General features: G+C 63.9%; 23 protein-coding genes. 13 read left to right on the forward strand and 10 right to left on the reverse strand.

Annotated features, from left to right (window positions below; genetic code table 11):
* The first annotated feature begins 170 nt into the window (after nucleotides 1-170).
* Entirely contained in the window at nucleotides 171-1208 is a 1038-nt protein-coding gene (locus tag RBA95_RS04185) for a serine hydrolase (protein ID WP_306015556.1), read from the forward strand.
* Here the strand turns inward: RBA95_RS04185 and RBA95_RS04190 are convergent.
* The 5 genes from RBA95_RS04190 to RBA95_RS04210 form a co-directional block, all read right to left on the reverse strand.
* On the reverse strand, nucleotides 1205-1945 hold the full coding sequence (locus RBA95_RS04190) for a M48 family metallopeptidase (RefSeq protein ID WP_306015557.1): 741 nt from the start codon (nucleotides 1943-1945) through the stop codon (nucleotides 1205-1207). The genes RBA95_RS04185 and RBA95_RS04190 overlap by 4 nt on opposite strands.
* A gap of 10 nt (nucleotides 1946-1955) precedes the next feature.
* Nucleotides 1956-2321, reverse strand: a complete 366-nt coding sequence (locus tag RBA95_RS04195) for a hypothetical protein (protein WP_306015558.1) — start codon at nucleotides 2319-2321, stop codon at nucleotides 1956-1958.
* Between the two features lie 345 nt (nucleotides 2322-2666).
* Complete coding sequence (locus RBA95_RS04200) at nucleotides 2667-3026, reverse strand: hypothetical protein (RefSeq protein WP_306015559.1); 360 nt, start codon at nucleotides 3024-3026, stop codon at nucleotides 2667-2669.
* Between the two features lie 9 nt (nucleotides 3027-3035).
* Complete coding sequence (gltB, locus tag RBA95_RS04205; protein ID WP_306015560.1) at nucleotides 3036-7544, reverse strand: glutamate synthase large subunit; 4509 nt, start codon at nucleotides 7542-7544, stop codon at nucleotides 3036-3038.
* Complete coding sequence (locus RBA95_RS04210; protein WP_371933581.1) at nucleotides 7541-9046, reverse strand: NAD(P)-dependent oxidoreductase; 1506 nt, start codon at nucleotides 9044-9046, stop codon at nucleotides 7541-7543. The genes gltB and RBA95_RS04210 overlap by 4 nt, the downstream gene beginning before the upstream one ends.
* 208 nt (nucleotides 9047-9254) lie before the next feature.
* Here RBA95_RS04210 and RBA95_RS04215 point away from each other — a divergent pair, with 208 nt between their 5' ends.
* Nucleotides 9255-9440, forward strand: a complete 186-nt coding sequence (locus RBA95_RS04215; protein ID WP_306015562.1) for a bacterioferritin-associated ferredoxin — start codon at nucleotides 9255-9257, stop codon at nucleotides 9438-9440.
* Nucleotides 9441-9448: 8 nt separating this feature from the next.
* On the opposite strand, the gene RBA95_RS04220 is transcribed toward RBA95_RS04215, so the two are convergent.
* Nucleotides 9449-10597, reverse strand: a complete 1149-nt coding sequence (locus RBA95_RS04220; RefSeq protein ID WP_306015563.1) for a hypothetical protein — start codon at nucleotides 10595-10597, stop codon at nucleotides 9449-9451.
* A gap of 298 nt (nucleotides 10598-10895) precedes the next feature.
* On the opposite strand from RBA95_RS04220, the gene bfr reads away from it, so the two are divergent.
* From bfr to RBA95_RS04240, 4 genes are all read left to right on the forward strand, one after another.
* Nucleotides 10896-11378 carry a bacterioferritin gene (bfr, locus tag RBA95_RS04225; RefSeq protein ID WP_306015564.1) on the forward strand — a complete coding sequence of 161 codons (483 nt, stop codon included), beginning with the start codon at nucleotides 10896-10898 and terminating at the stop codon, nucleotides 11376-11378.
* A 142-nt stretch (nucleotides 11379-11520) separates the two neighbouring features.
* Nucleotides 11521-12330: a ZIP family metal transporter gene (locus tag RBA95_RS04230; protein WP_306015565.1), complete on the forward strand. Its 810-nt coding sequence runs from the start codon at nucleotides 11521-11523 to the stop codon at nucleotides 12328-12330.
* Nucleotides 12330-13043, forward strand: coding sequence for a DUF2796 domain-containing protein (locus RBA95_RS04235; protein WP_306015566.1), 714 nt, complete (start codon nucleotides 12330-12332; stop codon nucleotides 13041-13043). The genes RBA95_RS04230 and RBA95_RS04235 overlap by 1 nt, the downstream gene beginning before the upstream one ends.
* Before the next feature lie 61 nt (nucleotides 13044-13104).
* Nucleotides 13105-13650, forward strand: coding sequence for a DUF3299 domain-containing protein (locus RBA95_RS04240; protein WP_306015567.1), 546 nt, complete (start codon nucleotides 13105-13107; stop codon nucleotides 13648-13650).
* 213 nt (nucleotides 13651-13863) lie between these two features.
* On the opposite strand, the gene RBA95_RS04245 is transcribed toward RBA95_RS04240, so the two are convergent.
* Both RBA95_RS04245 and RBA95_RS04250 read right to left on the reverse strand, forming a co-directional pair.
* Nucleotides 13864-14403 carry a GNAT family N-acetyltransferase gene (locus RBA95_RS04245; RefSeq protein ID WP_306015568.1) on the reverse strand — a complete coding sequence of 180 codons (540 nt, stop codon included), beginning with the start codon at nucleotides 14401-14403 and terminating at the stop codon, nucleotides 13864-13866.
* Entirely contained in the window at nucleotides 14403-15881 is a 1479-nt protein-coding gene (locus RBA95_RS04250) for a sodium/proline symporter (protein ID WP_306015569.1), read from the reverse strand. The genes RBA95_RS04245 and RBA95_RS04250 overlap by 1 nt, the downstream gene beginning before the upstream one ends.
* A gap of 201 nt (nucleotides 15882-16082) precedes the next feature.
* Between RBA95_RS04250 and RBA95_RS04255 the strand changes: the two genes are divergently transcribed.
* On the forward strand, nucleotides 16083-17027 hold the full coding sequence (locus RBA95_RS04255) for a DMT family transporter (RefSeq protein WP_306015570.1): 945 nt from the start codon (nucleotides 16083-16085) through the stop codon (nucleotides 17025-17027).
* The gene (locus tag RBA95_RS04260) at nucleotides 17024-18157 is read left to right on the forward strand and encodes an aromatic ring-hydroxylating dioxygenase subunit alpha (RefSeq protein ID WP_306015571.1); all 1134 of its coding nucleotides are present in this window, start codon (nucleotides 17024-17026) and stop codon (nucleotides 18155-18157) included. Before RBA95_RS04255 ends, RBA95_RS04260 begins: the two co-directional genes overlap by 4 nt.
* A gap of 10 nt (nucleotides 18158-18167) precedes the next feature.
* Here the strand turns inward: RBA95_RS04260 and RBA95_RS04265 are convergent, their stop codons facing one another.
* A complete protein-coding gene (locus RBA95_RS04265) occupies nucleotides 18168-18791 on the reverse strand; it encodes a TetR/AcrR family transcriptional regulator (RefSeq protein WP_306015572.1) in 624 nt (207 codons plus the stop codon).
* A 196-nt stretch (nucleotides 18792-18987) separates the two neighbouring features.
* Between RBA95_RS04265 and RBA95_RS04270 the strand changes: the two genes are divergently transcribed.
* Nucleotides 18988-19194, forward strand: a complete 207-nt coding sequence (locus tag RBA95_RS04270) for a twin transmembrane helix small protein (protein WP_306015573.1) — start codon at nucleotides 18988-18990, stop codon at nucleotides 19192-19194.
* Here the strand turns inward: RBA95_RS04270 and RBA95_RS04275 are convergent.
* Nucleotides 19191-20273, reverse strand: a complete 1083-nt coding sequence (locus RBA95_RS04275) for a serine hydrolase (RefSeq protein ID WP_306015574.1) — start codon at nucleotides 20271-20273, stop codon at nucleotides 19191-19193. The two genes, RBA95_RS04270 and RBA95_RS04275, sit on opposite strands and share 4 nt — an antisense overlap.
* Before the next feature lie 166 nt (nucleotides 20274-20439).
* Between RBA95_RS04275 and RBA95_RS04280 the strand changes: the two genes are divergently transcribed.
* The 4 genes from RBA95_RS04280 to RBA95_RS04295 all read left to right on the forward strand — a co-directional run bounded on the left by RBA95_RS04280 (nucleotide 20440) and on the right by RBA95_RS04295 (nucleotide 23754).
* The gene (locus RBA95_RS04280; protein WP_306015575.1) at nucleotides 20440-21015 is read left to right on the forward strand and encodes a cob(I)yrinic acid a,c-diamide adenosyltransferase; all 576 of its coding nucleotides are present in this window, start codon (nucleotides 20440-20442) and stop codon (nucleotides 21013-21015) included.
* Nucleotides 21016-21166: 151 nt separating this feature from the next.
* Nucleotides 21167-21769: a YceI family protein gene (locus tag RBA95_RS04285; RefSeq protein WP_306015576.1), complete on the forward strand. Its 603-nt coding sequence runs from the start codon at nucleotides 21167-21169 to the stop codon at nucleotides 21767-21769.
* 292 nt (nucleotides 21770-22061) lie between these two features.
* Nucleotides 22062-22811 (forward strand): electron transfer flavoprotein subunit beta/FixA family protein, encoded by a 750-nt coding sequence (locus RBA95_RS04290; RefSeq protein ID WP_306015577.1) that lies wholly within the window; start codon nucleotides 22062-22064, stop codon nucleotides 22809-22811.
* A 1-nt stretch (nucleotide 22812) separates the two neighbouring features.
* Entirely contained in the window at nucleotides 22813-23754 is a 942-nt protein-coding gene (locus tag RBA95_RS04295; protein ID WP_306015578.1) for an electron transfer flavoprotein subunit alpha/FixB family protein, read from the forward strand.
* Nucleotides 23755-23807 lie beyond the last annotated feature (53 nt).

Here is a 23807-nt window from a genome sequence, read left to right on the forward strand (position 1 = left end):
TGGGGCGCAGCTGCGGCAGAACGATGAAATGCACGGACATTCATGCGCAAACGCCGGTTTTGCGACTAAAACGGCCCCGCGCGGTGATGGCGCTGGATTCATCATCCGGGGCGTGTCATCGATTCCCTGACGCCACGGAGCCACGATCCCGTCCGCAAGGAGACGCCGCCATGTTCATCAGCCTTCTTGGCGCATTGGCGCTGCTGTCCCTGTCAGACACGGCGCCCGGTCCGGACCAGGCGGTGGCTGACACCCTGGAAGGGACCGGGTTCTCCGGCGTGGCCCTGATCGCAGAGGGCGACACGGTCCTGAGCGTCACGGCGCAAGGCGCGGCGGGACCGGACCAGCCCATGACACCCGAACTCGACTGGATGTGGGCGTCTGTCACCAAGCAGGTCATGGCCGTGGCCGCCCTGTCGCTGGTCGAGCAGGGGCATCTGGAGCTTGATGGGCCGCTCATTGAACACTGGCCGGACGCCCCGCTTGAGAGCGCTGACCGGATCACCCTGCGCGACTTGATGCGGCACACGACGGGCCTGCCCGATTATGACGATTTACCGGCTGACCGGTTCGAGACCGGCTTTGACCCTGACCAGCTCTGCAGCGGACCGCCAAAGGGCGAGCCGGGCGGCGCCTTTGACTATAACAATTGCGACACCTGGGTGCTGGGCCGTCTGCTAGAGCACGTCTCTGGCGCCCCTAGCGAGCATGTCCTGAACGAACGGGTGCTCACGCCGGCGGGCATGGCCGAAACCCGGCTGGGCGATGCACGCGATTTCGGCGACGTCATCGGGCGCACGGCAAGCGGCGACTGGGTCCAGCCTGTGGACCTTGGCCTTTATGGGCCTGCAGCCGGATTGGTCGGGCCCGTGGCGGATCTGGTCCGGTTCAACGCCGCCCTGATGGAAGGTCGCCTGCTATCCGAGGCGAGCCGGGTCGAGCTGTGGCGCGGCGAGCCCGAACGCGGCTATGTGGCTCTGGGCGCATGGAGTTTTCCGGCGCGGCTGGACGGTTGCGCAGAGGCGGTCGATCTGATCGAACGCCGCGGCTCGCTGTCCGCCATTGAAGTGCGCAGCCTGATGGCGCCCACGCTGAACCGGTCGCTCATCCTGATGTCCAATCAGGGTGATCCGGGATATGGCGAAATCTGGATGAGTGAAGGGCTGACCCATGAACTGGCGAGCCTCGCCTTCTGCACCGCACCCTAGAACGCCCCGCCGGCGGGTTTGGCGTCGCGCAAGGCGCGCTGACGGCGCTTCTGATCCGGCATCAGGCCATCGAGCAGCGCATGAAAGCGCGGCGAATGATCCATCACTTTGAGATGGCAGGCCTCGTGCGCGCACACATAATCGATCAGCGCTTCGGGATAGGCGATCAGGCGCGCATTCATGCGGATCGAACCGTCTGACGAGCACGACCCCCAACGCGATTTCTGCTCGCGCACGCTGACTTTCGGGCGTTTGGCGCCCAGCGCCTCGGCATAGGCGTCAAGCTTGGGCGTCATCAGCGCCAGGGCTTCGCTTTTGCGCCAGCGCTTGAGCGCGGCCAGCACCGCCTTGCGGCTGTCAGCCGGGCTCAAATGCCGATCCACATGCACGATCACTTCGGCTTCAGTGCGGGTGACCTTGGTGCGCGCCTTGTCATGGGTTAGCACCGCCAGCCGCATCTCCACGCCCAGCCAGCCGATCGCCTCGCCATCCACGCCGCGCAACGGCGGCGCGGTGCGCGCCTGACGCCGCTCCAGCCGATCGATCACCCAGCCCGCCTTCTCACGCACGACCGCATCGGCCTCGGCCACGCTGACGCGCGCGGGCAAGGTGACGGTCAGACCGTCATCACTGACCTTCAGGCCAATGGTCTTGCGGCGATGGGAGCGCTTGAGCGTGTAGAGCAAATCCCGGTCCGGGAGTTCGATCTGGCGCACCCGGGAATCCTGGCCGGCCATGGTTCAGACCTCAGGCCGGACGCGGCGAAGTCATCGCCACATAATGCAGGCCCAGCATCATCACCGCCCCGCCCACATAAAGCCCGGCAAAGGGCGCATAATTCATCTGACCGGCCACCAGCGCCATCACCGCCATGACGAGGCCGTAAACGCCCAGCGCCAGCACCACGATGCGGCCCAGCGTGCGCGGTTCGGCGCCCTGCCAGCGCGGACGCATGGCCCAGGTGAAACCGGGAAAGGCGACGAGCGTCAGACCGAGCGCCAGATAGGCCGGCAGTCCCACGCCCGCGAGCGCGCCCTGGGCCATCAGACCGCCCGCGCCCGCCAGCATCATCAGGACGCCCCAAACAAGAGGATGATTGATCCGTGCAAACATGACCCGAACTTAGCCCGCGTCGCGACACCGCGCCAGATCAGGCTTTGGTGGGAGGGGGTGATGGGTGTGTGACGTGACGCGTAAAAAGCATCAAAAATCGCACATGAAGGGTTTTGTTCAATTCCTCAAAAAGAAAAGCCCCGCCAAGAAATGCACAAAGGATATTAAAATTAAACTTAAAACTGCAAAAAACCAATTGCTGACAATATACTCATTCAGACCCGACACCCCTTCAGACAAAACCACTACAAATATTCCTAATAGGAATAAAATTCCAACAATACGGAAGCCAACCAAAATTGACTTCGAAAGCCTAAGGATAATTTTTTGATTATTCATTATCGATTAGGCGTTCGCCGAAACCCGCGCTGCGATCATCATGAGCCCCACAAAGCCGGTCAGACCGCCCAGTTGCAGGCCGATGCCGATGACGGCGGGACCAAAGAGCACGGCGGTGATGATAACGCTGACCAGCGCTGTCCCGAGCGCGGCGAGGCTCGAACGGGTCCGCCACAGCGTCGGCGCTGCGCGCCAACGCTCGCGATTGACAAAGCCCATCCCCACAAGCGCCGCCGTGCCGACAAACGGGCCGAGCAGCGCGCTCCAGTGCGTCGTCACCAGAAGGCCCGCCGAGGCGGTCCAGCCAAGACCGACGACGAGCAAAGCCGCCGCCAGCCAGTAAGGGGCATCCAGAAGGCGAGTCATGCTCCTACCCTAGGCCCGTTTCTCCTGCGCGCCCATACCGGTGGCCGGCGGGAAGGGGACGACATGGCGGATGGCGAGCTTGCGGGTGTCCCAGTCATTGAGGATCGCTGCGGCGTGCAGGCTGCCGGTCGCGGCATAATGATCCTCGATCAGGGCGCGGCAGCGGGCCTCGGCCTCGCCCGCCAGCCCATAAACGCCGACGCTTTCAGGGTTGAGGCGCGGTTCCAGCCGGTCCTGCTCATCGAGCACGAAGGCCTCCCCGCCGGTCATGCCGGCGGCGAAATTGTCCCCGACCTTACCGAGGATCACCGCGACGCCGCCGGTCATGTATTCACAGCCATTGGCGCCGCAGCCTTCGACCACCACGGTCGCGCCGGAGTTTCGCACCGCAAAGCGCTGGCCCGCCCCGCCCGCGGCGAACAGTCGGCCCGAGGTCGCGCCGTAAAGCACCGTATTGCCGATGATCACATCGCCGGGGCGATGCTCCTTGCAGCCGCCAAACGGGCGGATGGCGAGCGTCGCGCCCGACAAGCCCTTGCCCACATAATCGTTGGCGTCGCCTTCCAGCTCGATCCGCAAACCCTTGGCCGAGAACGCGCCGAGCGATTGCCCCGCCGAGCCGCGCAGGCGCAGGGTGAGCTGGCCGTCCTCTAGCCCGTCCGGACCGAACGTGCGCACGATCTCGGACGACACGCGCGCGCCCACCGTGCGGTCGGTGTTCTTCACGTCATAGACCAGCTGCATCTTCTCACGGCGGGAGAAGACCGGTTCGGCGTCCTTGAGGATCTGCTCATCGAGCGCCGGAGCGACCGGATTGCGTTGCGTGCGGGTCGAGCGTGGCGGCCGCGCCTGCGGGTCCACGCGCACCAGCAGCGGGTTGAGATCCAGATCATCGAGATGATCCGCGCCACGACTGACCTGATCGAGCAGATCCGCCCGGCCGATCACGTCTTCCAGACGCTCCGCGCCGAGGCTCGCGAGAATTTCGCGGGTGTCGCGCGCGATGAAGGTCATCAGATTGACCACATGGTCGGCGAGCCCCATGAAGCGCTTTCTCAGTTCTTCATCCTGGGTGCATACGCCCACCGGGCAAGTGTTGGAATGGCACTGGCGCACCATGAGACAGCCCAGCGCCACCAGCGAGGTGGTGCCGACGCCGAACTCTTCCGCGCCCAGCATGGCCGCAATCACGACATCGCGCCCGGTGCGGATGCCGCCATCCGCGCGCAGGGTCACCCGCTCGCGCAGGCCATTGAGCGAGAGCACCTGATGGGCTTCGGATAGCCCCAGCTCCAGCGGCGCGCCCGCGAACTTGATCGAGGTTTGCGGGCTGGCGCCCGTGCCGCCCACGCTGCCCGAGATCAGGATCACATCGGCATGGGCCTTGGCCACGCCCGCCGCGACTGCGCCCACGCCCGCCGCGGAGACGAGCTTCACGCAGACGCGCGCAATCGGGTTGATCTGCTTGAGGTCATAGATGAGCTGCGCCAGATCCTCGATCGAATAGATGTCATGGTGCGGCGGCGGGCTGATCAGCGTCGAACCCGGCGTGGCGTGGCGCATCTTGGCGATAAAGCCGGTCACCTTGAAGCCGGGCAATTGGCCGCCCTCGCCGGGCTTGGCGCCCTGGGCCACCTTGATCTCGATCTCGCGGCACTGGTTGAGATATTCCGCCGTCACGCCAAAGCGGCCCGAGGCCACCTGCTTGACCGCCGAGTTCATGTTGTCGCCGTTGGGCATGGGGTTGTAGCGGGCCGGATCTTCCCCGCCCTCGCCCGAGACGGACTTCGCGCCGATCCGGTTCATGGCCACATTGAGCGCGCCATGGGCTTCCTGGCTGAGCGCGCCCAGGCTCATGCCCGGCGTGACGAAGCGCTGGCGGATCTCGTTCACGCTCTCACAGCGCGACAGATCCACCGGCGCGCTGACCGGGCGCGGCTCGAGCAGATCGCGCAGCTGGATGGGCTGTTGCTCATGATTGAGCGTCTGCACATAGGCGCGATACGCGGCGTAATCCTCGTTGCGAACGGCCTTTTGCAGGAGCGAAATGGATTTCGCTTCCAGCGCATGGGCTTCCCCGGTGGAGCGCTGGCGATAAAAGCCGCCCACGGGCAGGCGCACCGCGTCGGGATTGTCCCAGGCCCAGTGATGCAGCTCTGAGAGCTTGGCTTCCAGACCCGCCAGGCCAATACCGGAAATCCGGCTTGTCACGCCGCCGAGATATTCGCTCGCCACGGCGCGGCTCAGGCCCAGCACTTCGAAATTGCAGCCGCCGCGATACGAGCTGACCACCGAAATGCCCATCTTGGACATGATCTTGAGAAGGCCCGCATCAAAGGCGGCCTTCATGTTCTTCGCCTTCTCTTCCGGCGTCATGCCCGAAAGATTGCGCTCGGTGCGCGCCGCCACGGTCTCGAACGCCATATAGGGGTTCACCGTGGTGGCCCCGAGGCCCACCAGAACCGCAAGCGCATGCGGGTCGGTCACTTCAGAGGTGCGCGCATTGAGCGAGCAATAGGTGCGCAGACCCTTCCTTGTGAGGTGGGTGTGCACCGCCCCCACCGCCAGCGCCATGGGCACGGGCGCAAAGCGATCGCTCTGGCTTTCATCGGTCAGGATCAGATGCTGGGCGCCGCCCTCGCTGATCGCGGCCTCGGCTTCGGCGCGAATGCGATCCAGCGCCGCTTTCAGGCCGGCTCCCGAGCCCGTCGCTTCTTTGGCCAGCATGGTGACGTCGATCATCGCCACGCCTTCGCCCAATATGGCGCGCAGGCGCTCATACATGCCATTGGTCAGAACCGGCGAGTTGAGCACGAAGACATTGGTCTGGGCCGCGTCCTCGGCCAGCACGTTTCCGAGATTCTTGAACCGGGTCTTCAGACTCATCACCCGGCCTTCGCGCAGCGGGTCGATGGGCGGGTTGGTGACCTGGGAGAAGTTCTGCCGGAAATAGTGGCTGATCGGGCGATAGCGGTTGGACAAAACCGCCAGCGGGCTGTCATCGCCCATGGAGCCGATGGCTTCCTTGCCGTCCTCGGCCATGGGCGAGAGGATGATCTCGATCTCCTCCATGGTCATGCCGGCGGCGGCCTGACGGCGGGCGCGCTCCTCATCCTCGAACAGCAGCGGCTCCGGCCCCGGGCCCACTTCCGCTTCGATCTCGCGCACATTCTTAAGCCAGGACTCATAAGGGTGCTTGGCGGCGAGCTCATCCAGGATCTCGCTTTCGCGCAAGAAGCCGCCTTCGGCCAGATCCACCGCGATCAGGCGGCCCGGCGCCACCGAGCCGCGCTCGGCTACGCGCTCGGGCTCCAGCTCCGCCATGCCCGTTTCCGAACCGACGGTCAGCAGACCGTCTTCAGACAACGACCAGCGCAGCGGACGCAAGCCATTGCGGTCGAGCCCCGCAATCGCCCAACGGCCATCACAGGCGATGACGGCGGCGGGTCCGTCCCAGGGCTCCATCACCGAGTTGCAGTATTCATAAAGGCCGCGCCAGGCGCCGGGCATGATCTCACCGCGCTTGGACCAGGCTTCAGGGATCAGCAGCGTTTTCGCCATGGGCGCGGACCGGCCGGCCCGCACAAGGATTTCAAACACTTCGTCCAGCGCCGCAGAATCGGACGCACCGGGGCTGATCACCGGACGCACAATGTCCTCGGCGTCCTTGAAGGCCGAGGAAGCCATGAGGATCTCATGGCTCTTCATCCAGTTGCGATTGCCCTTCAGCGTATTGATCTCGCCGTTATGGGCGAGCATGCGGAAGGGCTGGGCCAGCTTCCATTCGGGGAAGGTGTTGGTGGAATAGCGCTGGTGGAAGATCGCGAAGGGCGAGATGAAGCGCTCATCGCGCAGATCGGGATAGAACTGGTCGATGGCCTCGGCCAGGAACATGCCCTTGTAGACCACGTCGCGCGCGGACAGCGAGCACACATAAAGCTCGGGCACGGCTTCATGACGGGCGCGCTGTTCGATGCGGCGGCGCACCAGATAGAGCGCGCGTTCCAGCTCGTCCGCACCGCGATCGGTCGTGTCTTCAAACAGGATCTGTTCGATGGCCGGGCGGGTGGCCGCCGCCTTGGCGCCCAGACAGGACGGATCCACCGGCACCTGACGCCAGCCGAACAGGCGCAGGCCCGCCCGCAGAACCTCGGTCTCGACAATGGTGCGGCCCTTTTCCTGGGCCCCGAAATCGGTGCGCGGCAGGAACACCATGCCCACGCCGATAGCGTGCTCGCTGGGCTCGTGCCCGGTGCGCGCCACCGCCGCCTTGAAGAAGTCCTGGGCGATCCCCAGACGCAGACCGGCGCCGTCGCCGGTCTTGCCATCCGCATCCACAGCGCCCCGGTGCCAGACCGCCTTGAGGGCGTTCAGGCCCAGCTCCACGGTTTCGCGACGCGGCTGCCCCTTGATGTCGGCGATCAGGCCCACGCCACAGGCCGAGCGCTCGCTCTCAAGCTCATAGGCGCCGGCATCAATCAGACGCTGGCGTTCGGTCAGGTAATCAAACTGGCTCATTCGGCAGGCTCCGCGATCGGCTGCGCCTGCGGTTTACGCGCGCTCGCCATCAGATCGGCATGGATGGTTTCAGCAGCATCCAGACCGTCCCGGACGGCCCAGACCACAAGCGAGGCGCCGCGGACGGCGTCGCCGCCGGCATAAACGCCCGGCAGGGCGGTGCGGCAGCGTTCGCTGACCCGAATCGCGCCGCGCGGGTTCAGCTCCAGCCCCTGCGCGCCCAGGCTTTCGGGGAAATTCTCCGGTTCAAAGCCCAGCGCCGCAATAACCATGTCGGCATTGCGATCCTCTTCCTGACCGGCCATGGCCACCGGACGGCGGCGGCCAGACGCATCAGGGGCCCCGAGAGTCATTTTCTGGATGCGCACGCCGGTGGCGGTTTCCGCATCGCCTAGAATGGCGGCGGGGGCGCTGAGCCAGTCAAACATCGCGCCTTCTTCCTCGGCGTGGACCACTTCACGGGCCGAGCCGGGCATGTTCGAACGGTCACGGCGATACAGGCAGGCCACGCTGGATGCGCCCTGACGGATCGCCGTGCGCACGCAATCCATGGCGGTATCGCCGCCGCCAATGACCAGCACGCGCTTGTCCCGGGCGTTCAGGCGCCCGCCGTCTTCGGCCTCTTCACCGAACCCCGCCTTGTTGGAGGCTGTGAGATATTCCAGCGCCGGCACCAGGCCGCGACCGCCACCGCCCGGACAGGTGAGCGCCCGCGCCGCATAGGCGCCCGCCCCGACAAAGACGGCGTCGTGGCGCTCACGCAGCTCTTCAAGCGTGGCGTCCTTGCCGATTTCGAAATTGAGCTTGAAGACGACCCCGCCCTCTTCGAGCCGCTGGGTGCGGCGTTCAACGACGGACTTGTCGAGCTTGAAATTGGGAATGCCGTAGATCAGCAGCCCGCCGGCGCGATCCTGGCGCTCATAGATCGTCACGTCATGGCCATGCTGGGCCAGGCGTTCGGCAGCGGACAGGCCCGCCGGGCCCGAACCGACAATGCCCACCGAAAAACCGGTCTTGCGCGTGGGACGGATAGGCTTCACCCAGCCATTCTTCCACGCGGTTTCGGTGATGAAGGTCTCGACCGAGCCAATGGTCACGGCGCCATGGCCGGACTGCTCGATCACGCACGAGCCCTCGCACAGACGGTCCTGCGGACAGATCCGGCCACAGATTTCCGGCATGGCGGAGGTGGCCGAGGAGCGCTCATAGGCTTCTTCCAGACGACCTTCGGCGACCAGCATCAACCAATCGGGAATATCGTTGTGCAGCGGACAGCCGGACTGGCAGAACGGCACGCCGCATTGCGAACAGCGTTCCGCCTGCGCCTCACCCTGTTCCAGGCTGAAAGGCGCATAGATCTCGTCAAAGTCGGCCCGGCGCTCGTCCGCGGACCGTTTGTCCGGGTAGCGCTGGTCCGTGCTTGTAAACTTCAGCACAGCCGTCTCCTCATGCTTGTCCGCGGCGTCTTTGTGACGCTCTTCATCCGGACATTCTTGCTGCATTGCATCATGAGAAGCGCCCACAGCGCAAGCATGAGCCCGTTCAGCCAGACGAAAACCAGTTCAGAGACCAGTGAAACAAGGCTGTTAAGCGCTGCGAAACTTTTGACAGTCACAGCCCTCTCAACGCCGTTGACACTCATTCTCAATAATGGCTATATTAGTTGCGAATGATTTTCGGACACAATTGCATCCCGCAACGGACCCGGCCATGTATGTCTGCCTCTGCAACGCCCTGAAATGCGCTCAGTTCAAAGACGCCGCCAAGAACGGCGCCGGCGATGTGCCCAGTGCGTTCAAGGCCTGTGGCGCGAAACCGCGCTGTGGCCGGTGCTTTGAAGAAGCGGCCCGCGTGATGGGCCATGACCGCTCCGAAGCGGCCGGCGCCGTCGCCTGATCAAAGGCTTATTCCGCCGGCAATGGCGCTTCCTGTCGACCCAGATTATCCCCCCGGTCAGAAAGCTCTGACAGCGCCAGGGGCTGCACCAGCGGCAATTTGCTGAGCATGGGCGCGATGAACGGTCCGCTGAACCAGCGCACGCCCAGATCGCGCAGAACCGCGAAACTGGTCTGACGCGCAACCGCGGCGGCATAGACATCGGAACCCATCCGGGCCGCACGCCCGATCAACTGGGCCAGTTGGCTCTGCAAGTCTCCGCTTATGGGCGAACCTCGCGTCAGGTCCTTCAGCGCGCCGCCAAACGCCTGCACGCCGCAGCCTTCATAGCGCTCGATCTCGAAATCGAGCGAATGGCAATGCACCAGAAACTTAATCTTCAAGGTGCGCAACGTGCCCGTGATTTCCTGCAGCCGCCCCATGGGCGCGCCGTCCGGCGTGCCGTCGATCCGGATGGTCACCGCCTTGTGCAAATGTTCAGGCAGGGCCTTCAGCCGCGCGAAATATTCCTGCCGATCATGCGGATCGATCAAGGTGCGATAGTGCGGGGTCAGGCAGACCGCAGCCGCATGCCCCTTGGACCAGCTCGCCTCAAGCGCATCGAGCACCAGCATCTGGACATCAAAGTCACGCTTGGCGGTCACATGCGCCTCGAACGGGTACTCATGGCGATGCCCGAAATGCAGCACGCCCGCGACATTGCGCACCGGCAGGCAGAAAGAGGAAATCAAGGCCTGACGAGTAATGTCATAGACTGGCTCATACGCGACCCGGGTGCGCAGGCTTTCGGGCTGGTATTCGGCTTCTTCCTGTTTGACCTTGTCCTCGCCAGCCCGCGACTCCTCTTTGGCGCTGACGCCCTGAGCGGCGAAAAAGGCGGCCAGCTCGGACTGATCCAGACGCAAGGCGCGTGAGCGGACTTTGAGTTTGCGGAAAACTTCGTCACCCACGTAAAACCGGTTCAGATCATCGGAGATCCATGCGGCCTGAGCCTCGGCGATGTCGGCGCGATCGGTGGCGAACACCACGAGAAAGCCTTCATCACAACGAAACAGGGCGTCACTGGTATGCAGGCGGTGCGCAATAAAGGCCTCGCTGACGTCAAAGATCTTCTGCTTGAGGTCATCCCAACGGTCGCCCGCAACCGTCTTAATCAAATCCAGATTGATGATCTGAAATTGACCCAGGGCTACGGATTTTGATCCGCGCAGCTGATCGCGGATGGAAGCGAGAATCTCGGCTGGCCTCGGCATTTCTGTCCTTTCATTCCAGACAGTCCGATCTGCAGGCAGAGCCGTTGCAGGTGATAAGCGTGCGCTTTGAAAGTGAACAATTTCTAAGGCAAAAGGACCTCTGCAACTCAGTTTCAGTGACGAAGATAATTGGCCTAAACCCCTTCCCTCACTGGCGAAAAGCGTTACTTTCGCGACGTGGCGAAATCAGATGGAGGCGACCATGAAGGGCGATCCCAAAGTCATCGAGCACCTGAACAAGGCGCTCAAGCTGGAGCTGACCACGGTCAACCAGTACTTCCTTCATGCGCGCATGTTCCGCGACTGGGGCTTCGCCAAGATCGCCAAGGTGGAGTACGAGGAATCCATCGACGAGATGAAGCACGCCGACGCGCTGATCGAGCGCATCCTGTTTCTCGAAGGCCTGCCCAATGTCCAGGATCTCGGCAAGGTGCTGATCGGCGAGTCCCTCAAGGAATGCCTGGAGTGCGATCTGGAAGCCGAGCGTCGCGCCCATCCGGTCTACAAGGACGCCATCGCCTATTGCGAGCAAGTGGGCGACTACGTCTCCCGCCAGCTCTTTGACGAGATCCTCAAGTCTGAAGAAGAGCATATCGACTATCTCGAAACCCAGCTCAGCATCATCGACAAGATCGGCGAGGAGCGCTTCATGCAAAGCCAGCTCTCGCCCGGCGAGATGGGCTGATCGGGACCGCGCTGTCCGGACACGCAACGCCGCCCCACGGGGCGGCGTTTTGCATGGTGGGCGGTCATGCGCTCTTGCGGGTCCGACGCGGAGCCGCTATCTGAGTGAAACAATATAACACTCGATCAGGTTTCCCGCTTCCGTGTCTGCCGCCTATCTCCTCACCCTCGGCCTGGGGATGACCGCCGCGCTTGTCTGCGTGGCGGCGCTGGTGCTCGTGCATCGCGCCCGGACCTTCACACGGGACAACGCCCCCCTGTTCGCCGCCTTCTCCGGCGGCGTAGTGGTGACCCTGGCGCTCGTGAAGCTCATTCCCGAGGCCCTGTCGCTTCATCCCCATGCGGGCTGGCTCGTGTTGGCCGGCTTCGGCTTCGGCGTGATCCTGCACGTCATGGTCGGCGCCACCATGCAGACGCACACGGCGGCCAATCGCCTGCGCGCCCTGGCGCCGGTGCTGGCGATCGCCGTGCACTCTTCACTGGACGGCACGGTCTACGCCGTCACCGCCGCGATTGATCCCTATACCGCACTCAGCACGGCCACCGGGCTGATCCTGCATGAAATGCCCGAAACGCTGATCTGCTTCCTGCTGTTGCAGCGCGGCGGCTTCTCGGACCGCGCAGCAACCCTCCTCGCCTTTCTGGCGGCGGGCGCGACCACGCTGGTCTCCGCGATCATCTTCGGCTCCTTTGCGCTCAGCGTTGAGCCCGAGATCCTGGGCGTCCTGTTCGCCGTGGTCGCCGGCCTGCTCTTGCAGGTGGGCGCGTCCCATCTGCTGGGCGAAACCGTTCAGGCGGGCTGGCTGCGGGGCCTGACCGCCGTCTTCGTCGGCGCGGGCGTCGCCGCTGTCATGACGCTGGCCCATGGCGAGCGTCACGACCATGCCGACCATGCCCACGCGCCGTCGCACCTGCCTGACTTCAGACTGACAGCCCCACAAGGAGATCTGTAATGCGCCTTGGTATCGCCTGCCTCACCGCCTGCATGCTCTCGACGCCGGCTCTGGCCCAGGACGGCATGCGCCAGCTGGGCGCCCATGTCCACGGCGCGGCCCAACTCGCCGTCGCCGCCAACAGTGACGGGACCGTTCTCGCCGAGCTGACCACGCCCGCCTACAATCTCTATGTTTTCGAACACGCGCCTGAGACCGCCGAGGAGCGCGCCGTTGTGAACGAGGCCGCGCGCACGCTGTCCGGTCCGTCCATGATCGCTCTGAGCCGTGCGGCGAACTGCACTCTCACCGACGCCCAGGTCGGCGGCGGCAATGTCGCTTCAGTCCATGCCCATGACCACGAGCACCAGCACGAGCACGAGCACGAGCACGAGCACGACGATCACCACGAAGCGGCTCAAGATCACCACGATGAGCATGATCATGACCATGGTGAGCATCATGATCATGACGCGCATGATCACGCAGCGCACGACCATGGGGACGGTGAACACAGCCACGCGGCTGACGACCAGGCCGGTCACGGCCATGCGGACGTGGTGGTGAGCTGGACGTTCGACTGCGCCCGCCCGGCGCGCCTGTCCGATGTGGATGTGTCAGGCCTCTTTGACGCTTTCCCCCAGTTCGAGACCCTGGAAGTGCAATATTTCGATGGCGCACGCGCCGCCGCGCAGGACCTCACAGCCGCTCGCCCGGTGTTGTCACTGGACTAGCAACAGCAAGTTTTCAGGCTGGTAACTTGCGCTTCCGCGTTCGGGAGCGCATTTTGCCGGCATGATGCGCACCACACTGCTTTCCGCCCTCCTGGCTTTCAGCGCGCTCGCTGGCGCGCCCGAAGCCTTCGCCGCTGACCGCGCCGAGGCGCAGTCCACCCCTGAATTCCTCGATCTGTCCTGGGCCGACCTTCTGCCCGAGGGCGAGGCCGAGCGGATCGCCCAACTGCAACAGATGCAGGCGGTCCAGAGCGGCATGGATCATTTCGGCGCCGAGCGGATGCCCCAGATCCAGACCTTCAACACCGTGGACGCGCTGGACGGCCAGGTCGTGCGCATGGGCGGCTATGTGCTGCCGTTCGACTTCACCGGTTCGCGAGAGATCAGCCGCTTCTTGCTGGTGCCCTATGTGGGCGCGTGCATTCACGTACCGCCGCCCCCGCCCAACCAGCTGGTCTATGTCCACGCCGAAGAACCCATCCAGATCCAGGGCTTATGGGATCCGGTCTATGTCAAAGGCGTCATGCGTACCGACCGCCATGACAACGAGTTGGGCGACACCGCCTACACGCTCGAACTGACCGAGATCCAGCCCTACGAGAGCTAGGGTCAGCGATCACGTCTGCGTGTGTCTCATTTTCGGCGCCAGTTCGCTGGGTTGCGGCCACACGTGTTCCTCACGGTGTAACAGCTGAGATGCACGCTCTTTGCGTGTGCCAGCTTGGGGCTCGCCCTGTGTGTACCAGCGCGGCACAGTATCGTCAGAGGGGGGCGATCAAGGCCAGCGCGACCGCGAGGCGAGTCCCACCCGCTTTCCCGATCAGTCCGTAGACCGCTCACGCCAGAACAGGGCGACCGGCTTGCCCGCAAACTGCGCGGCCTCGGACCGGTCAAAGCCCAGCTTCTGCGCCACGCGGATCGAGGCCCGATTGTCCGGATTGATGATCGCGCAACTACGCTCAGCCTCCAGCACATCATCGCACCAGGCCATCACCGCGCGCATGGCTTCGGTCGCGTAGCCCTTGCCGTGGCAGTCGGGAGAGAAGACATACCCGGCCTCAGGCACGCCCTCGATGGAAGGCGTCATGTCGCGCTTGAAATCCGCCAGCCCCGCCTGTCCGACGAACCGGCCAGTGTCGCGCTCGATCACGCTCCAATACCCATACCCCAGAAGCGCCCAGAGGCCGGGAAAACGGATCAGCCTGCCCCAGCTTTCACTGCGGCTGGACGGCGTGCCGCTGATATGGCGCACGACCGCCTCATCAGACCACAACGCCACGCTGGGCTCGAAATCCTCCAGCCGGGTCTCGCGCAGGATCAGCCGTTCGGTGGTAAGGGTCGGACAGGCTCGAGCCGTCATCAGCGGACTGCCTGCGATTGTCGGAAGCCAAAGAGCAGGAGCAGCGGGATCACCCACGGGAAGATTCGCTCGAACGGGTCGCCCGCCACGCCAGACAGGTTCGACAGGGCCGCGAAGAGCCCACCCATGGCCTGTCCGTCCACTTGTCCGAAGACATAGAACACCACGGTCAGCAGGAAGCCCGACACGATGGCGCCCAGAATGGCGAGCCCGCGCGGCTCCACCCCGCAGACCCGCGCCAGGATGACCGGACCGAAGGCCGCGCCCAGCGCCGACCAGGAAAACAGCACGCGGTCAAAGATCGAGGCGGGCAGGCTGAGCGTCAGCGTCACCGCCAGCGCGCACAGCGCCGCCATTGTCAGTCGGCTGACCAGCATCTCGCGACCCGCAAACCGCTTGTCGAGCCCGAGATCGTTCACGGCCGCGGCGGACGCCGCCATCAACAGCGAGTCCACCGTGCTCATGACCGCTGACAGCACGGCGGCGATGACAATGCCGGCGAGCACCGTGGGCAGCACCCGACCGGCGACCTCGTACAACAGCGCTTCACCGTCTGGCGCATCCATGACCAGTGCGCGCCCCGAGAGCGCCAGGACCGCCATGCCCAGATGCACGATCACGCTCCAGCCAATGGCGATGGCAAAGCCCCGCCGACGCGCGCGATCATCCCGAACCGCCATGAGGCGGGCGTGCAGATGCGGCTGGCCCAGCGCGCCCAGCCCGATCGAGGCGACGCCGAATGCAAAGCCCAGAAAGGCGAACAGACCACGCCCGCCCGTCGGGTCGAGATAGGCGGCGGGCATGGTTGCAGACAAGGTGTCCCACACCCCGCCGATCCCGCCGGCGCTGATCAGGGCCATCAAGGGCAGGGCGACGGAGATCAGAGCCATGACGGCGGCCTGTAGCGTGTCGGTCAGAGACACCGCCCAGAAGCCGCCCATCAGGGCGTAAATCAGGATGACCCAGGCGCCCAGCAGCACGCCTTCCCAATGAGTCAGATTGAACTGGCTTTCAAAGGCGACTGCCGCCGCGCCGAACTGGGCCGCGATGTAGACCATGAAGGTGATGAGCACCAACAGGCCCGCCAGCGTCCGCACCCAGCCCTTCCATCGTCCGGCACGCGCCGCAATGAAATCGCTGGAAGTGATATGCCCGTCTTCCGAGGACTCCGCGCGCAAGCGCGGTCCGAAGATCAGCCAGATCACGGCATAGGCGCCCAGAATCCCGGGCACCATCCACAGCGCCGACACGCCCTGATCATAGACGAAGCCGGTATAGCCCAGCAGAACCCAGGCCGAGGATGTGGACGCAGCATAGGACAGGCCCGCCACCCACGGGCCCATATTTCGCCCGCCCAGGAAGAAGTCGGTTTCATCGCGTGTGAAACGGGCCGCCAGGATTCCGATCAGGATCAAGCCCAGCTTGTAGGCGATCAGCGTGATCAGAACGATGCCGGCCGTCGCGCCCAAATCGTCCATTGTCTCTCCCCATGTCTGGGTGAGAGCGTAAGCAAAATCGGAGAGCATGGGCAAAGGCTTTTCCCGAATTCCCGGCAGCCGCCCCGGTCGCGCGCACTGCCGATAGAAGCCGCCGGTCCTGGATGCAGGCTGGACAAGCTTGGTTACCGGTCTGCAAATGATGCGATCCGCTCCCCGGCGCAGCCATTCAGACGACCCATCATGACGCCCCCTTCCTCCACCCAGACGCCCATACCCGGCGTGGCCGTGCTGGCCGTAAGCGCGGTAGTTCTCGGCTTCGCCTCCATTCTCGTCAAAGCGTCGGATCTGGGTCCGCAGGCCATCGCCTTCTGGCGGCTGGCCCTGGGCCTGCCGCTTCTCGCGCTTGCGCTGGTGCATGGCCTCAGGCGGCAGCGTCGCTCCGGCCTGCCGTTCAAGCTGCGTCCGCCCGGCTGGAAAGCGCTGGCCCTGGCAGGCCTGTTTTTCGCGGGCGATCTGGCGTTCTGGCATGCGGGGATCAAGATCACGACCGCCGCCAACGCCACCTTGCTGGCCAATCTCACGCCCATCCTCGTGGCGCTTGCAGCCTGGTTCCTGTTTCAGGAGCGCCCCACGCGCGGGATGGCGCTGGCAGGCGGGCTCGCCATTCTGGGCGCGATCTGCCTGGCGGCCGGCAATGTCCGTTTTGCGCCTGAACGGGTCAGTGGAGACATTCTCTCCGCCCTGACCGCCGTTTGGTACACCTGCTACCTTCTCAGCGTACGCGCCGCCCGTCGTGCTGGCGCAGCGACGGTCGAAGTGATGTTCTGGTCCGCCTTTGTGGGCGCTCCTATCGCCTTGCTGATCGCGCTCGGCTTCAACGAACCCCTCCTGCCATCTGAACCTGCAGGCTGGTGGCCATTGCTGGCGCTGGCCCTGATCGTCCATGTGGGCGGCCAGGGCGGCGTCGCTTACGGGCTCGGCCACACGCCGGCGGCGCTCGCCACGCTGATCATCCTTATCCAGCCTGTGGTCTCCGCCTTTGCAGGCTGGGTTCTGTTCGGCGAAGCCTTTACCCCCCTGCAATGGATTGGCGCCGCCTTCGTGCTGGTCGGCGTTTACGCCGCACAGCGCTCCGGCGTTCGAGTCTCGACCCCGGGCGCGGGCGCGGTTAAACCCGACCCATGACTGATACGACTTCTCCTGCGCCCGCCCCTGCCGCTCCGAAAGCCGGTGACGATCCGTTCCGCGCTCTGGGCGGACCGCTGATCCGCGACATCTGGTATGTGGCGATGACCGCGGACGAGCTGAAACCAGGCAAGCTGTACAAGAAGAAATTCCTCGGTGAACCCATCGTCATGGGGCGTGATGGCAAGGGCGCCGCATTCGCCCTCCGCGATCTGTGCCCGCACCGGGCCGTGCCCCTGTCCGCCGGTCAGATGCTGGACGAGCCCGATGGCGGCAAGACGGTGGAGTGCCCCTATCATGGCTGGCGGTTCCGCCCTGATGGCGGCTGCGCGCACATCCCCTCCCTGGTGGAGGGCCAACCCTTTGATCTCGAGAGGATCCGCGTGCGAAAATATACGCTGGCGGAGCAGGACGGACTGATCTGGATCTACATGCCCACCGAGCCGGGCGCCGAACCCGACAGCGCGCCTCCGCGCTTTGAGAACATGGTGCTGCACAAGGGCCAGACCGAAGCCAAGGTGAAATTCGTCCAGCGCGCCGAACTGGCCTGCCATCAGGATCATGCCGTCATCGGCTTGCTCGATCCGGCTCACACACCCTTCGTGCACAAGAGTCCGCTCTGGCGCAGCTCGAAAACCCTGAAGGAAAAAGAGAAGCATTATGCGCCCAGCGAAATGGGCTTCACCATGCTCTCTCACAAGCCGGTCAATTCCTATATCTACAACATCATTGGCGGGGAAATCCGGGTCGAGATCCAATTCCTCTTGCCGGGCCTGCGCGCGGAATCCATCCGCAACGAGAAATATGGCTTTCTCGGCCTCGCCGCGATCACCCCGATTGATGAGAATCTCTGCGAAATCCGCGAGATCATGTATTGGGATGTGCCCATTCTCAATCTCGTCAAGCTGATCGCGCGCCCCTTCACCCACGCCTTCCTGGAACAGGATGCGCGGATCATGAAGCTGCAGGGCGAAGGGCTGTCCTACAATCCGCCGCTCATGCAGATCCCCGACGCGGACACGTTGATGGTCTGGTATCGCCGTCTGAAGCGTGAATGGATGAGTTCACGGGCGGAAGGCCGGGCTTTCAAGAATCCCGTCAAACCCGCCACCCTGCGGTGGCGAACATAGACGGGGTCGCCTAGCGCGCCAGCATGCCTTCGATCACGGTGCGTACGCGCGTTTCCAGCGACACGATGGGACGTTCTTCATACTCGTTGCGACGCGAAGCCCGCATGGCGCCCAGGAACTGGTCGCTCAGAACGGCAATCATGGCTTCCCCATCCACGTCGGGGCGCAGTTCGCCGCTGGCGATGCCCGCTTCGATTACCCGCCGGACAGGGCGCCAGGCCAGCTCCATCTGATCAAACGCCGCCTGGTAGGTGGGATCAGCCACCATCCAGCTATGACCGACCGCCGCGGCGAACAGCTCGCTGTTGCGCGACTGGCCCTCGAGCATGATCTGCAGCAGAGCTACAATCCGGTCGGCCAGATTGCCGGACAACGCCGCTTCCATCTGCTCGACGGATTCTGCAATCATCTCGACTTCATTGCTCAGGATCGCCATCAACAGCGCAGCCTTGGACGGCTCGGCGTTCAGCACGGTGCCCGGCGACACGCCGGCCTCATCGGCAATCGCCTTGATGGTTGCGCCTTCATAGCCCTGAGAGAGGAAAACCTTCTCCGCCGCTTCAAGAACGGCGGCTTTTGTGGCTTCTCGACGCATATCGCGACGGGTCACACGTCCAGCAGCAAGATCGCGCATTATTCAAGTCCTGAAATGAATGTACTCAGCGATTCGCGCACTATGATGACTTTCATTCGGGTTGAACAGACACAGGGTCCATTTTGCTCGTTGAGCGCGAACTCCCACAACCCAAACGCAGAAGTAGAAACATGTTCAGGTTTGCACGCCGCGCCCCGCCATTGCCTGTTCTCGGGTTCCAGCCTACATCAGCCTCATGATCACACTTGTCGATATCCTGCTGTACGTCCTGCTCGCGGTTGTTTTTGTCGTCCTGTGTCTGGGCGTGTTCGCCCTGTTCAAGGGCGGAGAGTTCGGCCGCTCCTGGTCCAACAAGCTCATGCGTGCACGGGTCGTGGTCCAGTTCGCGGCCATTCTTGTTCTTGTGGTCGGGTTCTGGCTGAAATCCCACTTCGCCGCCTAGGGCGCGCCATCTTCGATCATCGCATCAAGCGCGCGTCCCAAGACGGGGCTGACCTGATCGATCCGCCCATCATTGACAACAGCCGCCGCCGCCACGCCGCGCTCGGGATCGATCCGCGACCGGATCATCCACATGGTGTTCGAGCCGGCATGGCCCAGCACGCCAGCCGGCGTGACGCCCCAGCCCATGGCATAGGCTTCCTCGCCCACCGGCGCATGAAGGCGCGCCCAGCTTTCCGCGCTCAAATAGGGGCCGTCTTCCTGCCTTAGATGCACAAGAAGAAAGTCCAGCACATCATCAAGCGACATGTGTGCGCGTCCTGCTGAATTGAGCACGGCCGGGTTGTCTGCCCGCTCATCCGGCTCACGCGCATTGAGCCCGCCGAACAATCCCGCAGCATGGCCGCGCGGCTGATCGAGCGCGTCCACCTCACCAGGCGACCCCCAGCCAGCGCTTTCCATGCCCAGCGGCTCAAACACTTCGTCCTGCATCAAGGCCTCAAAGGGGCGCCCCGCCTTCTGCTCGATGACCAATCCGGCAATGACATAACCGGCATTGGAATACAGAAAGACGCCGTGTTCGGTCGCTGGCGGCTGGTTGAGCACGATTTCGGCGAACCGGACACGATCCGCCTGGACATCCCGACTGCCATCGTCTCCGAGAAACTGAAGCACGGACAAACGCCCGATATTCGCTGGCAATCCGGAGCGATGGTGCAGCAGGTCCGCCAGAGTGACCTGCTCATAGACAGACGCCATCTCGATGTCTGGCAAGGCCTCTGACAGGGTGGTGTCCCAGTCGAGCACCCCCGCCTCCACCAGGCGCGCCGCCAAGGTGGCGGTCATCGCCTTGGTGTTGGATCCCAGATGCCACAGATCGTCAGACTGCACCGGCGCATCCTGGTTCACCGCACGCACGCCCGCGACCGCCATCGACCGCTGCCCGGCCCGGGTCACCCGCGCCAGTCCGGCCGCTGGCGCGCCGCTTTGCGTGCGTACGGTCTCGACTTCAGCCTGCAGGTCCTCCTGCGCCAAACCGGGAGCGGCCAGGATCAGGCTCAGAACCAGAGCGGTTTTCATGAATGTCACGTCGCTTCCCCAAATGTTACGCAAAGGTGACTTTTAGCGATGCCAGCCTGAGCGCGCCACGTCAAGAGTAACCTTTAGGTGACACAGCCATGCGCCCATGACCGTTGCCCGCCCCGTCATCGCCCGATAGCTTGCCGCTGAGAACAAGGGGAGCGCCATGGTTCGGTTGACGAAAATCTATACCCGCACGGGCGACAAGGGTCGGACCCGGCTTGGCGATATGAGCGAGACCGACAAGCACGACCTTCGGGTCGAGGCCTATGGCGCGGTCGACGAGCTGAACGCCGCGCTTGGACTGGCCGCATGCGACGCCGGCGCAGACCATCCGTTGACCGCAGAGCTGACCCGTATTCAGAACGACCTGTTCGATCTCGGCGCGGATCTGTGCGTGCCGGATACCGGCGAAAAGCTCGACTGGGAGCCGCTGCGCATGACACCGGGGCAGACCGACTGGCTCGAAGCGCGGATCGACGCACACAACGCCCATCTTGAGCCGCTCGACAGCTTCATCCTGCCCGGCGGCTCTGAATTGTCGGCCCGCCTGCATCTCGCGCGGACCATCGCAAGGCGTGCGGAACGGCGCACCGTTGAACTGGCGCATCGCGGCGACACCATCGGCGCACCGGTGATCACCTATCTCAACCGGGTGTCGGACTATCTGTTCGTGGCGGCGCGCATCGCCAATGACAAGGGCGCCCATGACGTCAAATGGGTCCCCGGCGCCAATCGCTAGGACGCCTGGCTCACGGCCTCGTGAAGCCTTTCCATTCCGGAAACAACGAAATTCGCGCGCGATGGGTAGCGAAAACCGGGGCCCGATCCCTATGTATCAGCGTGCGGCTTGTGGCCGCAGTCTGCCGTTCAAAAAACAGGGACAGAGCACAATGAAGACCGCTTACGCCGCCGCCTCGCTGGCCGCCTTCCTGGGCGCCGCCACCCTCGCTCCGACGGCTTTCGCCGATCCGGCCGAATACCAGTTCGACAAGACCCACACCGCGATCCGCGCGACCTGGACCCATCTGGGCTTCTCGCACCAGGCCATTCAGTTCACCGATTTTGACGGCGTGCTGATGCTCGACTTCGAAGAGCCGGAAAACTCCACGGTCGACGTCACCTTCAATCTGGAAGACGGCTTCTGGGTCGGCGCCGATCAGGACCGTTTCGTGGGCCATCTGAGCTCGCCGGACCTGTTCAACATCGCCGAGTATCCGACCGCACGCTTTGTCGCGACCGGCTTTGAAACCGACGATGGCGAAACCGGCCAGATGACCGGCGATCTGACGCTTCTGGGCCAGACCCATCCGGTCACGCTCGACGTCACTCTCAACCAGCGCGCGCCGAACCCGATGTCGGGCACCCCGACCGCCGGCTTCACCGCCACGGGTGAAATCATGCGCTCGCAATGGGGTCTGGGTTACGCCGCACCGGCCGTGTCCGATGAAGTGCGCATCGAGATCAACACCGAGCTGACCCTGGTTGGCGAATAAGACAAGCCTGCAGCGTCGCCTGCACAAGCTGATGTGATGAACGGCCGGTCCTGGCGACAGGAACCGGCCGTTTTATTGTGCGTTTGCATATGAGGTCATGCGCGATATCTCCCCTCTCACTACTGCACCGCAGCGTTATGTCCGGACCTTCAAGCATGGCGCGTTGACTTATGGGGGTGGCAAGGGCAGTTTCCGCCCCTAACTTCAAGCCTGACAAAAGTCGGTGCGAGTTTACGAGAGCGCCAGCTCTGTCGCACCGAAGAGTTCCAACGAGTAGAAACCGGAGCCGTCGATGAAGATCCTCGTCCCCGTCAAACGGGTGGTCGACTACAACGTGAAGGTCCGCGTCAAACCGGATCAGACCGGGGTCGACCTGGCCAACGTCAAGATGAGCATGAACCCCTTCTGCGAGATCGCTGTCGAAGAAGCGATCCGTCTGAAGGAAAAAGGCATCGCCGAAGAGATCGTCGTGGTCTCCATCGGCCCGGCCCAGGCTCAGGAAACCATCCGCACCGCCCTCGCCATGGGCGCGGATCGCGGCATTCACGTCACCACGGATGAAACGGTCGAGCCGCTCGGCGTCGCCAAGATCCTCAAGGGCGTGGTTGAAGCGGAATCCCCCGAGCTGGTGCTGCTGGGCAAGCAGGCCATCGACGATGATTCCAATGCGACCGGTCAGATGCTCGCCGCCCTGATGGGCTGGCCGCAAGCCACCTTCGCCTCTGAAGTCGAGAAAACCGATTCCGGCTTCAAGGTGACCCGCGAGATCGATGGCGGTCTGCAGACCCTGTCCATCCCGTCCCCGGCCGTCGTCACCACCGATCTGCGCCTGAACGAGCCGCGCTACGCGTCGCTGCCGAACATCATGAAGGCCAAGCGCAAGCCGATCGACGCCAAGACCCCGGACGATTTCGGCGTGGACATCAGCCCGCGTCTGGAAGTCGTGAAGGTCTCCGAGCCGCCCAAGCGCGAAGCCGGCGTCAAGGTCGAGACCGTCGAAGAACTGGTCGGTAAGCTGAAGAACGAAGCGGGGGTGATCTAAGATGACTGTTCTCGTTATTGCTGAACACGACAATGCGGAACTGAACGACGCCACCCGCGCCGCCGTGACCGCCGCCTCCAAGATTGGCGGCGACATTCACGTGCTGGTCGCTGGCAAGGGTGCGGGCGCTGTCGCAGACGCCGCCGGCAAGCTCGACGGCGTGGCGAAGGTTCTTCATGCCGACGCCGAGGCGCTGGAGAAGAAGCTGGCCGAAGCCATGGAAGCCCTCGTGGTCTCCATCGCCGGTGATTACGACGCCATCCTGGCTCCGGCCACGACGGTGGGTAAGAACTTCATGCCGCGCGTCGCCGCCCAGCTCGACGTCATGCTGATCTCCGACATCACGGCCGTTGAAAGCGCGGACACCTTCGTGCGCCCGATCTATGCGGGCAATGCGATGCTGACCGTCAAATCCAATGACGCCAAGAAGGTCATCACCGTGCGTCCGACCACCTTTGACAAGGCGGGCGATGGCGGTTCGGCATCTGTGGATACGATCGACGCGCCGGCGCCGGCAGCGAACTCCGAGTTCGTCTCCGAAGAGCTGTCCAAGTCGGACCGTCCGGAACTGACCCAGGCCAAGATCGTCATCTCCGGCGGCCGCGGCATGGGCAATGGCGAGAACTTCGCCATCCTTGAAAAAGTCGCCGACAAGCTCAACGCCGCCGTCGGCGCCTCGCGCGCCGCGGTCGATGCGGGCTTCGTGCCGAACGACTACCAGGTTGGCCAGACCGGCAAGGTGGTCGCCCCGGAACTGTACATCGCCGTCGGCATTTCCGGCGCGATCCAGCACCTGGCGGGCATGAAGGACTCCAAGGTCATCGTCGCCATCAACAAGGACGAGGAAGCGCCGATCTTCTCCGTCGCTGACTACGGCCTGGTCGCAGACCTGTTCGACGCCGTCCCGGCGTTCGAAGCCGAGCTGGAGAAAGCGGGCTACTAGGCCGCTTGAAACAGAGCCAAAAGAAAACCCCGGAAGCCGCGCTTCCGGGGTTT

This window comes from Oceanicaulis sp. MMSF_3324 (assembly GCF_030733545.1).
Taxonomy (GTDB): domain Bacteria; phylum Pseudomonadota; class Alphaproteobacteria; order Caulobacterales; family Maricaulaceae; genus Oceanicaulis.

What these genes read in the sequence shown, in the direction of transcription:
- RBA95_RS04185 (WP_306015556.1), top strand. Translation starts at nt 171, where the DNA reads ATGTTCATCAGCCTTCTTGGCGCATTGGCGCTGCTGTCCCTGTCAGAC.
- RBA95_RS04190 (WP_306015557.1), bottom strand. Translation starts at nt 1,945, where the DNA reads ATGGCCGGCCAGGATTCCCGGGTGCGCCAGATCGAACTCCCGGACCGG.
- RBA95_RS04195 (WP_306015558.1), bottom strand. Translation starts at nt 2,321, where the DNA reads ATGTTTGCACGGATCAATCATCCTCTTGTTTGGGGCGTCCTGATGATG.
- RBA95_RS04200 (WP_306015559.1), bottom strand. Translation starts at nt 3,026, where the DNA reads ATGACTCGCCTTCTGGATGCCCCTTACTGGCTGGCGGCGGCTTTGCTC.
- gltB (WP_306015560.1), bottom strand. Translation starts at nt 7,544, where the DNA reads ATGAGCCAGTTTGATTACCTGACCGAACGCCAGCGTCTGATTGATGCC.
- RBA95_RS04210 (WP_371933581.1), bottom strand. Translation starts at nt 9,046, where the DNA reads ATGCAGCAAGAATGTCCGGATGAAGAGCGTCACAAAGACGCCGCGGAC.
- RBA95_RS04215 (WP_306015562.1), top strand. Translation starts at nt 9,255, where the DNA reads ATGTATGTCTGCCTCTGCAACGCCCTGAAATGCGCTCAGTTCAAAGAC.
- bfr (WP_306015564.1), top strand. Translation starts at nt 10,896, where the DNA reads ATGAAGGGCGATCCCAAAGTCATCGAGCACCTGAACAAGGCGCTCAAG.
- RBA95_RS04235 (WP_306015566.1), top strand. Translation starts at nt 12,330, where the DNA reads ATGCGCCTTGGTATCGCCTGCCTCACCGCCTGCATGCTCTCGACGCCG.
- RBA95_RS04240 (WP_306015567.1), top strand. Translation starts at nt 13,105, where the DNA reads ATGATGCGCACCACACTGCTTTCCGCCCTCCTGGCTTTCAGCGCGCTC.
- RBA95_RS04245 (WP_306015568.1), bottom strand. Translation starts at nt 14,403, where the DNA reads ATGACGGCTCGAGCCTGTCCGACCCTTACCACCGAACGGCTGATCCTG.
- RBA95_RS04250 (WP_306015569.1), bottom strand. Translation starts at nt 15,881, where the DNA reads ATGGACGATTTGGGCGCGACGGCCGGCATCGTTCTGATCACGCTGATC.
- RBA95_RS04255 (WP_306015570.1), top strand. Translation starts at nt 16,083, where the DNA reads ATGACGCCCCCTTCCTCCACCCAGACGCCCATACCCGGCGTGGCCGTG.
- RBA95_RS04260 (WP_306015571.1), top strand. Translation starts at nt 17,024, where the DNA reads ATGACTGATACGACTTCTCCTGCGCCCGCCCCTGCCGCTCCGAAAGCC.
- RBA95_RS04265 (WP_306015572.1), bottom strand. Translation starts at nt 18,791, where the DNA reads ATGCGCGATCTTGCTGCTGGACGTGTGACCCGTCGCGATATGCGTCGA.
- RBA95_RS04270 (WP_306015573.1), top strand. Translation starts at nt 18,988, where the DNA reads ATGATCACACTTGTCGATATCCTGCTGTACGTCCTGCTCGCGGTTGTT.
- RBA95_RS04275 (WP_306015574.1), bottom strand. Translation starts at nt 20,273, where the DNA reads ATGAAAACCGCTCTGGTTCTGAGCCTGATCCTGGCCGCTCCCGGTTTG.
- RBA95_RS04280 (WP_306015575.1), top strand. Translation starts at nt 20,440, where the DNA reads ATGGTTCGGTTGACGAAAATCTATACCCGCACGGGCGACAAGGGTCGG.
- RBA95_RS04285 (WP_306015576.1), top strand. Translation starts at nt 21,167, where the DNA reads ATGAAGACCGCTTACGCCGCCGCCTCGCTGGCCGCCTTCCTGGGCGCC.
- RBA95_RS04290 (WP_306015577.1), top strand. Translation starts at nt 22,062, where the DNA reads ATGAAGATCCTCGTCCCCGTCAAACGGGTGGTCGACTACAACGTGAAG.
- RBA95_RS04295 (WP_306015578.1), top strand. Translation starts at nt 22,813, where the DNA reads ATGACTGTTCTCGTTATTGCTGAACACGACAATGCGGAACTGAACGAC.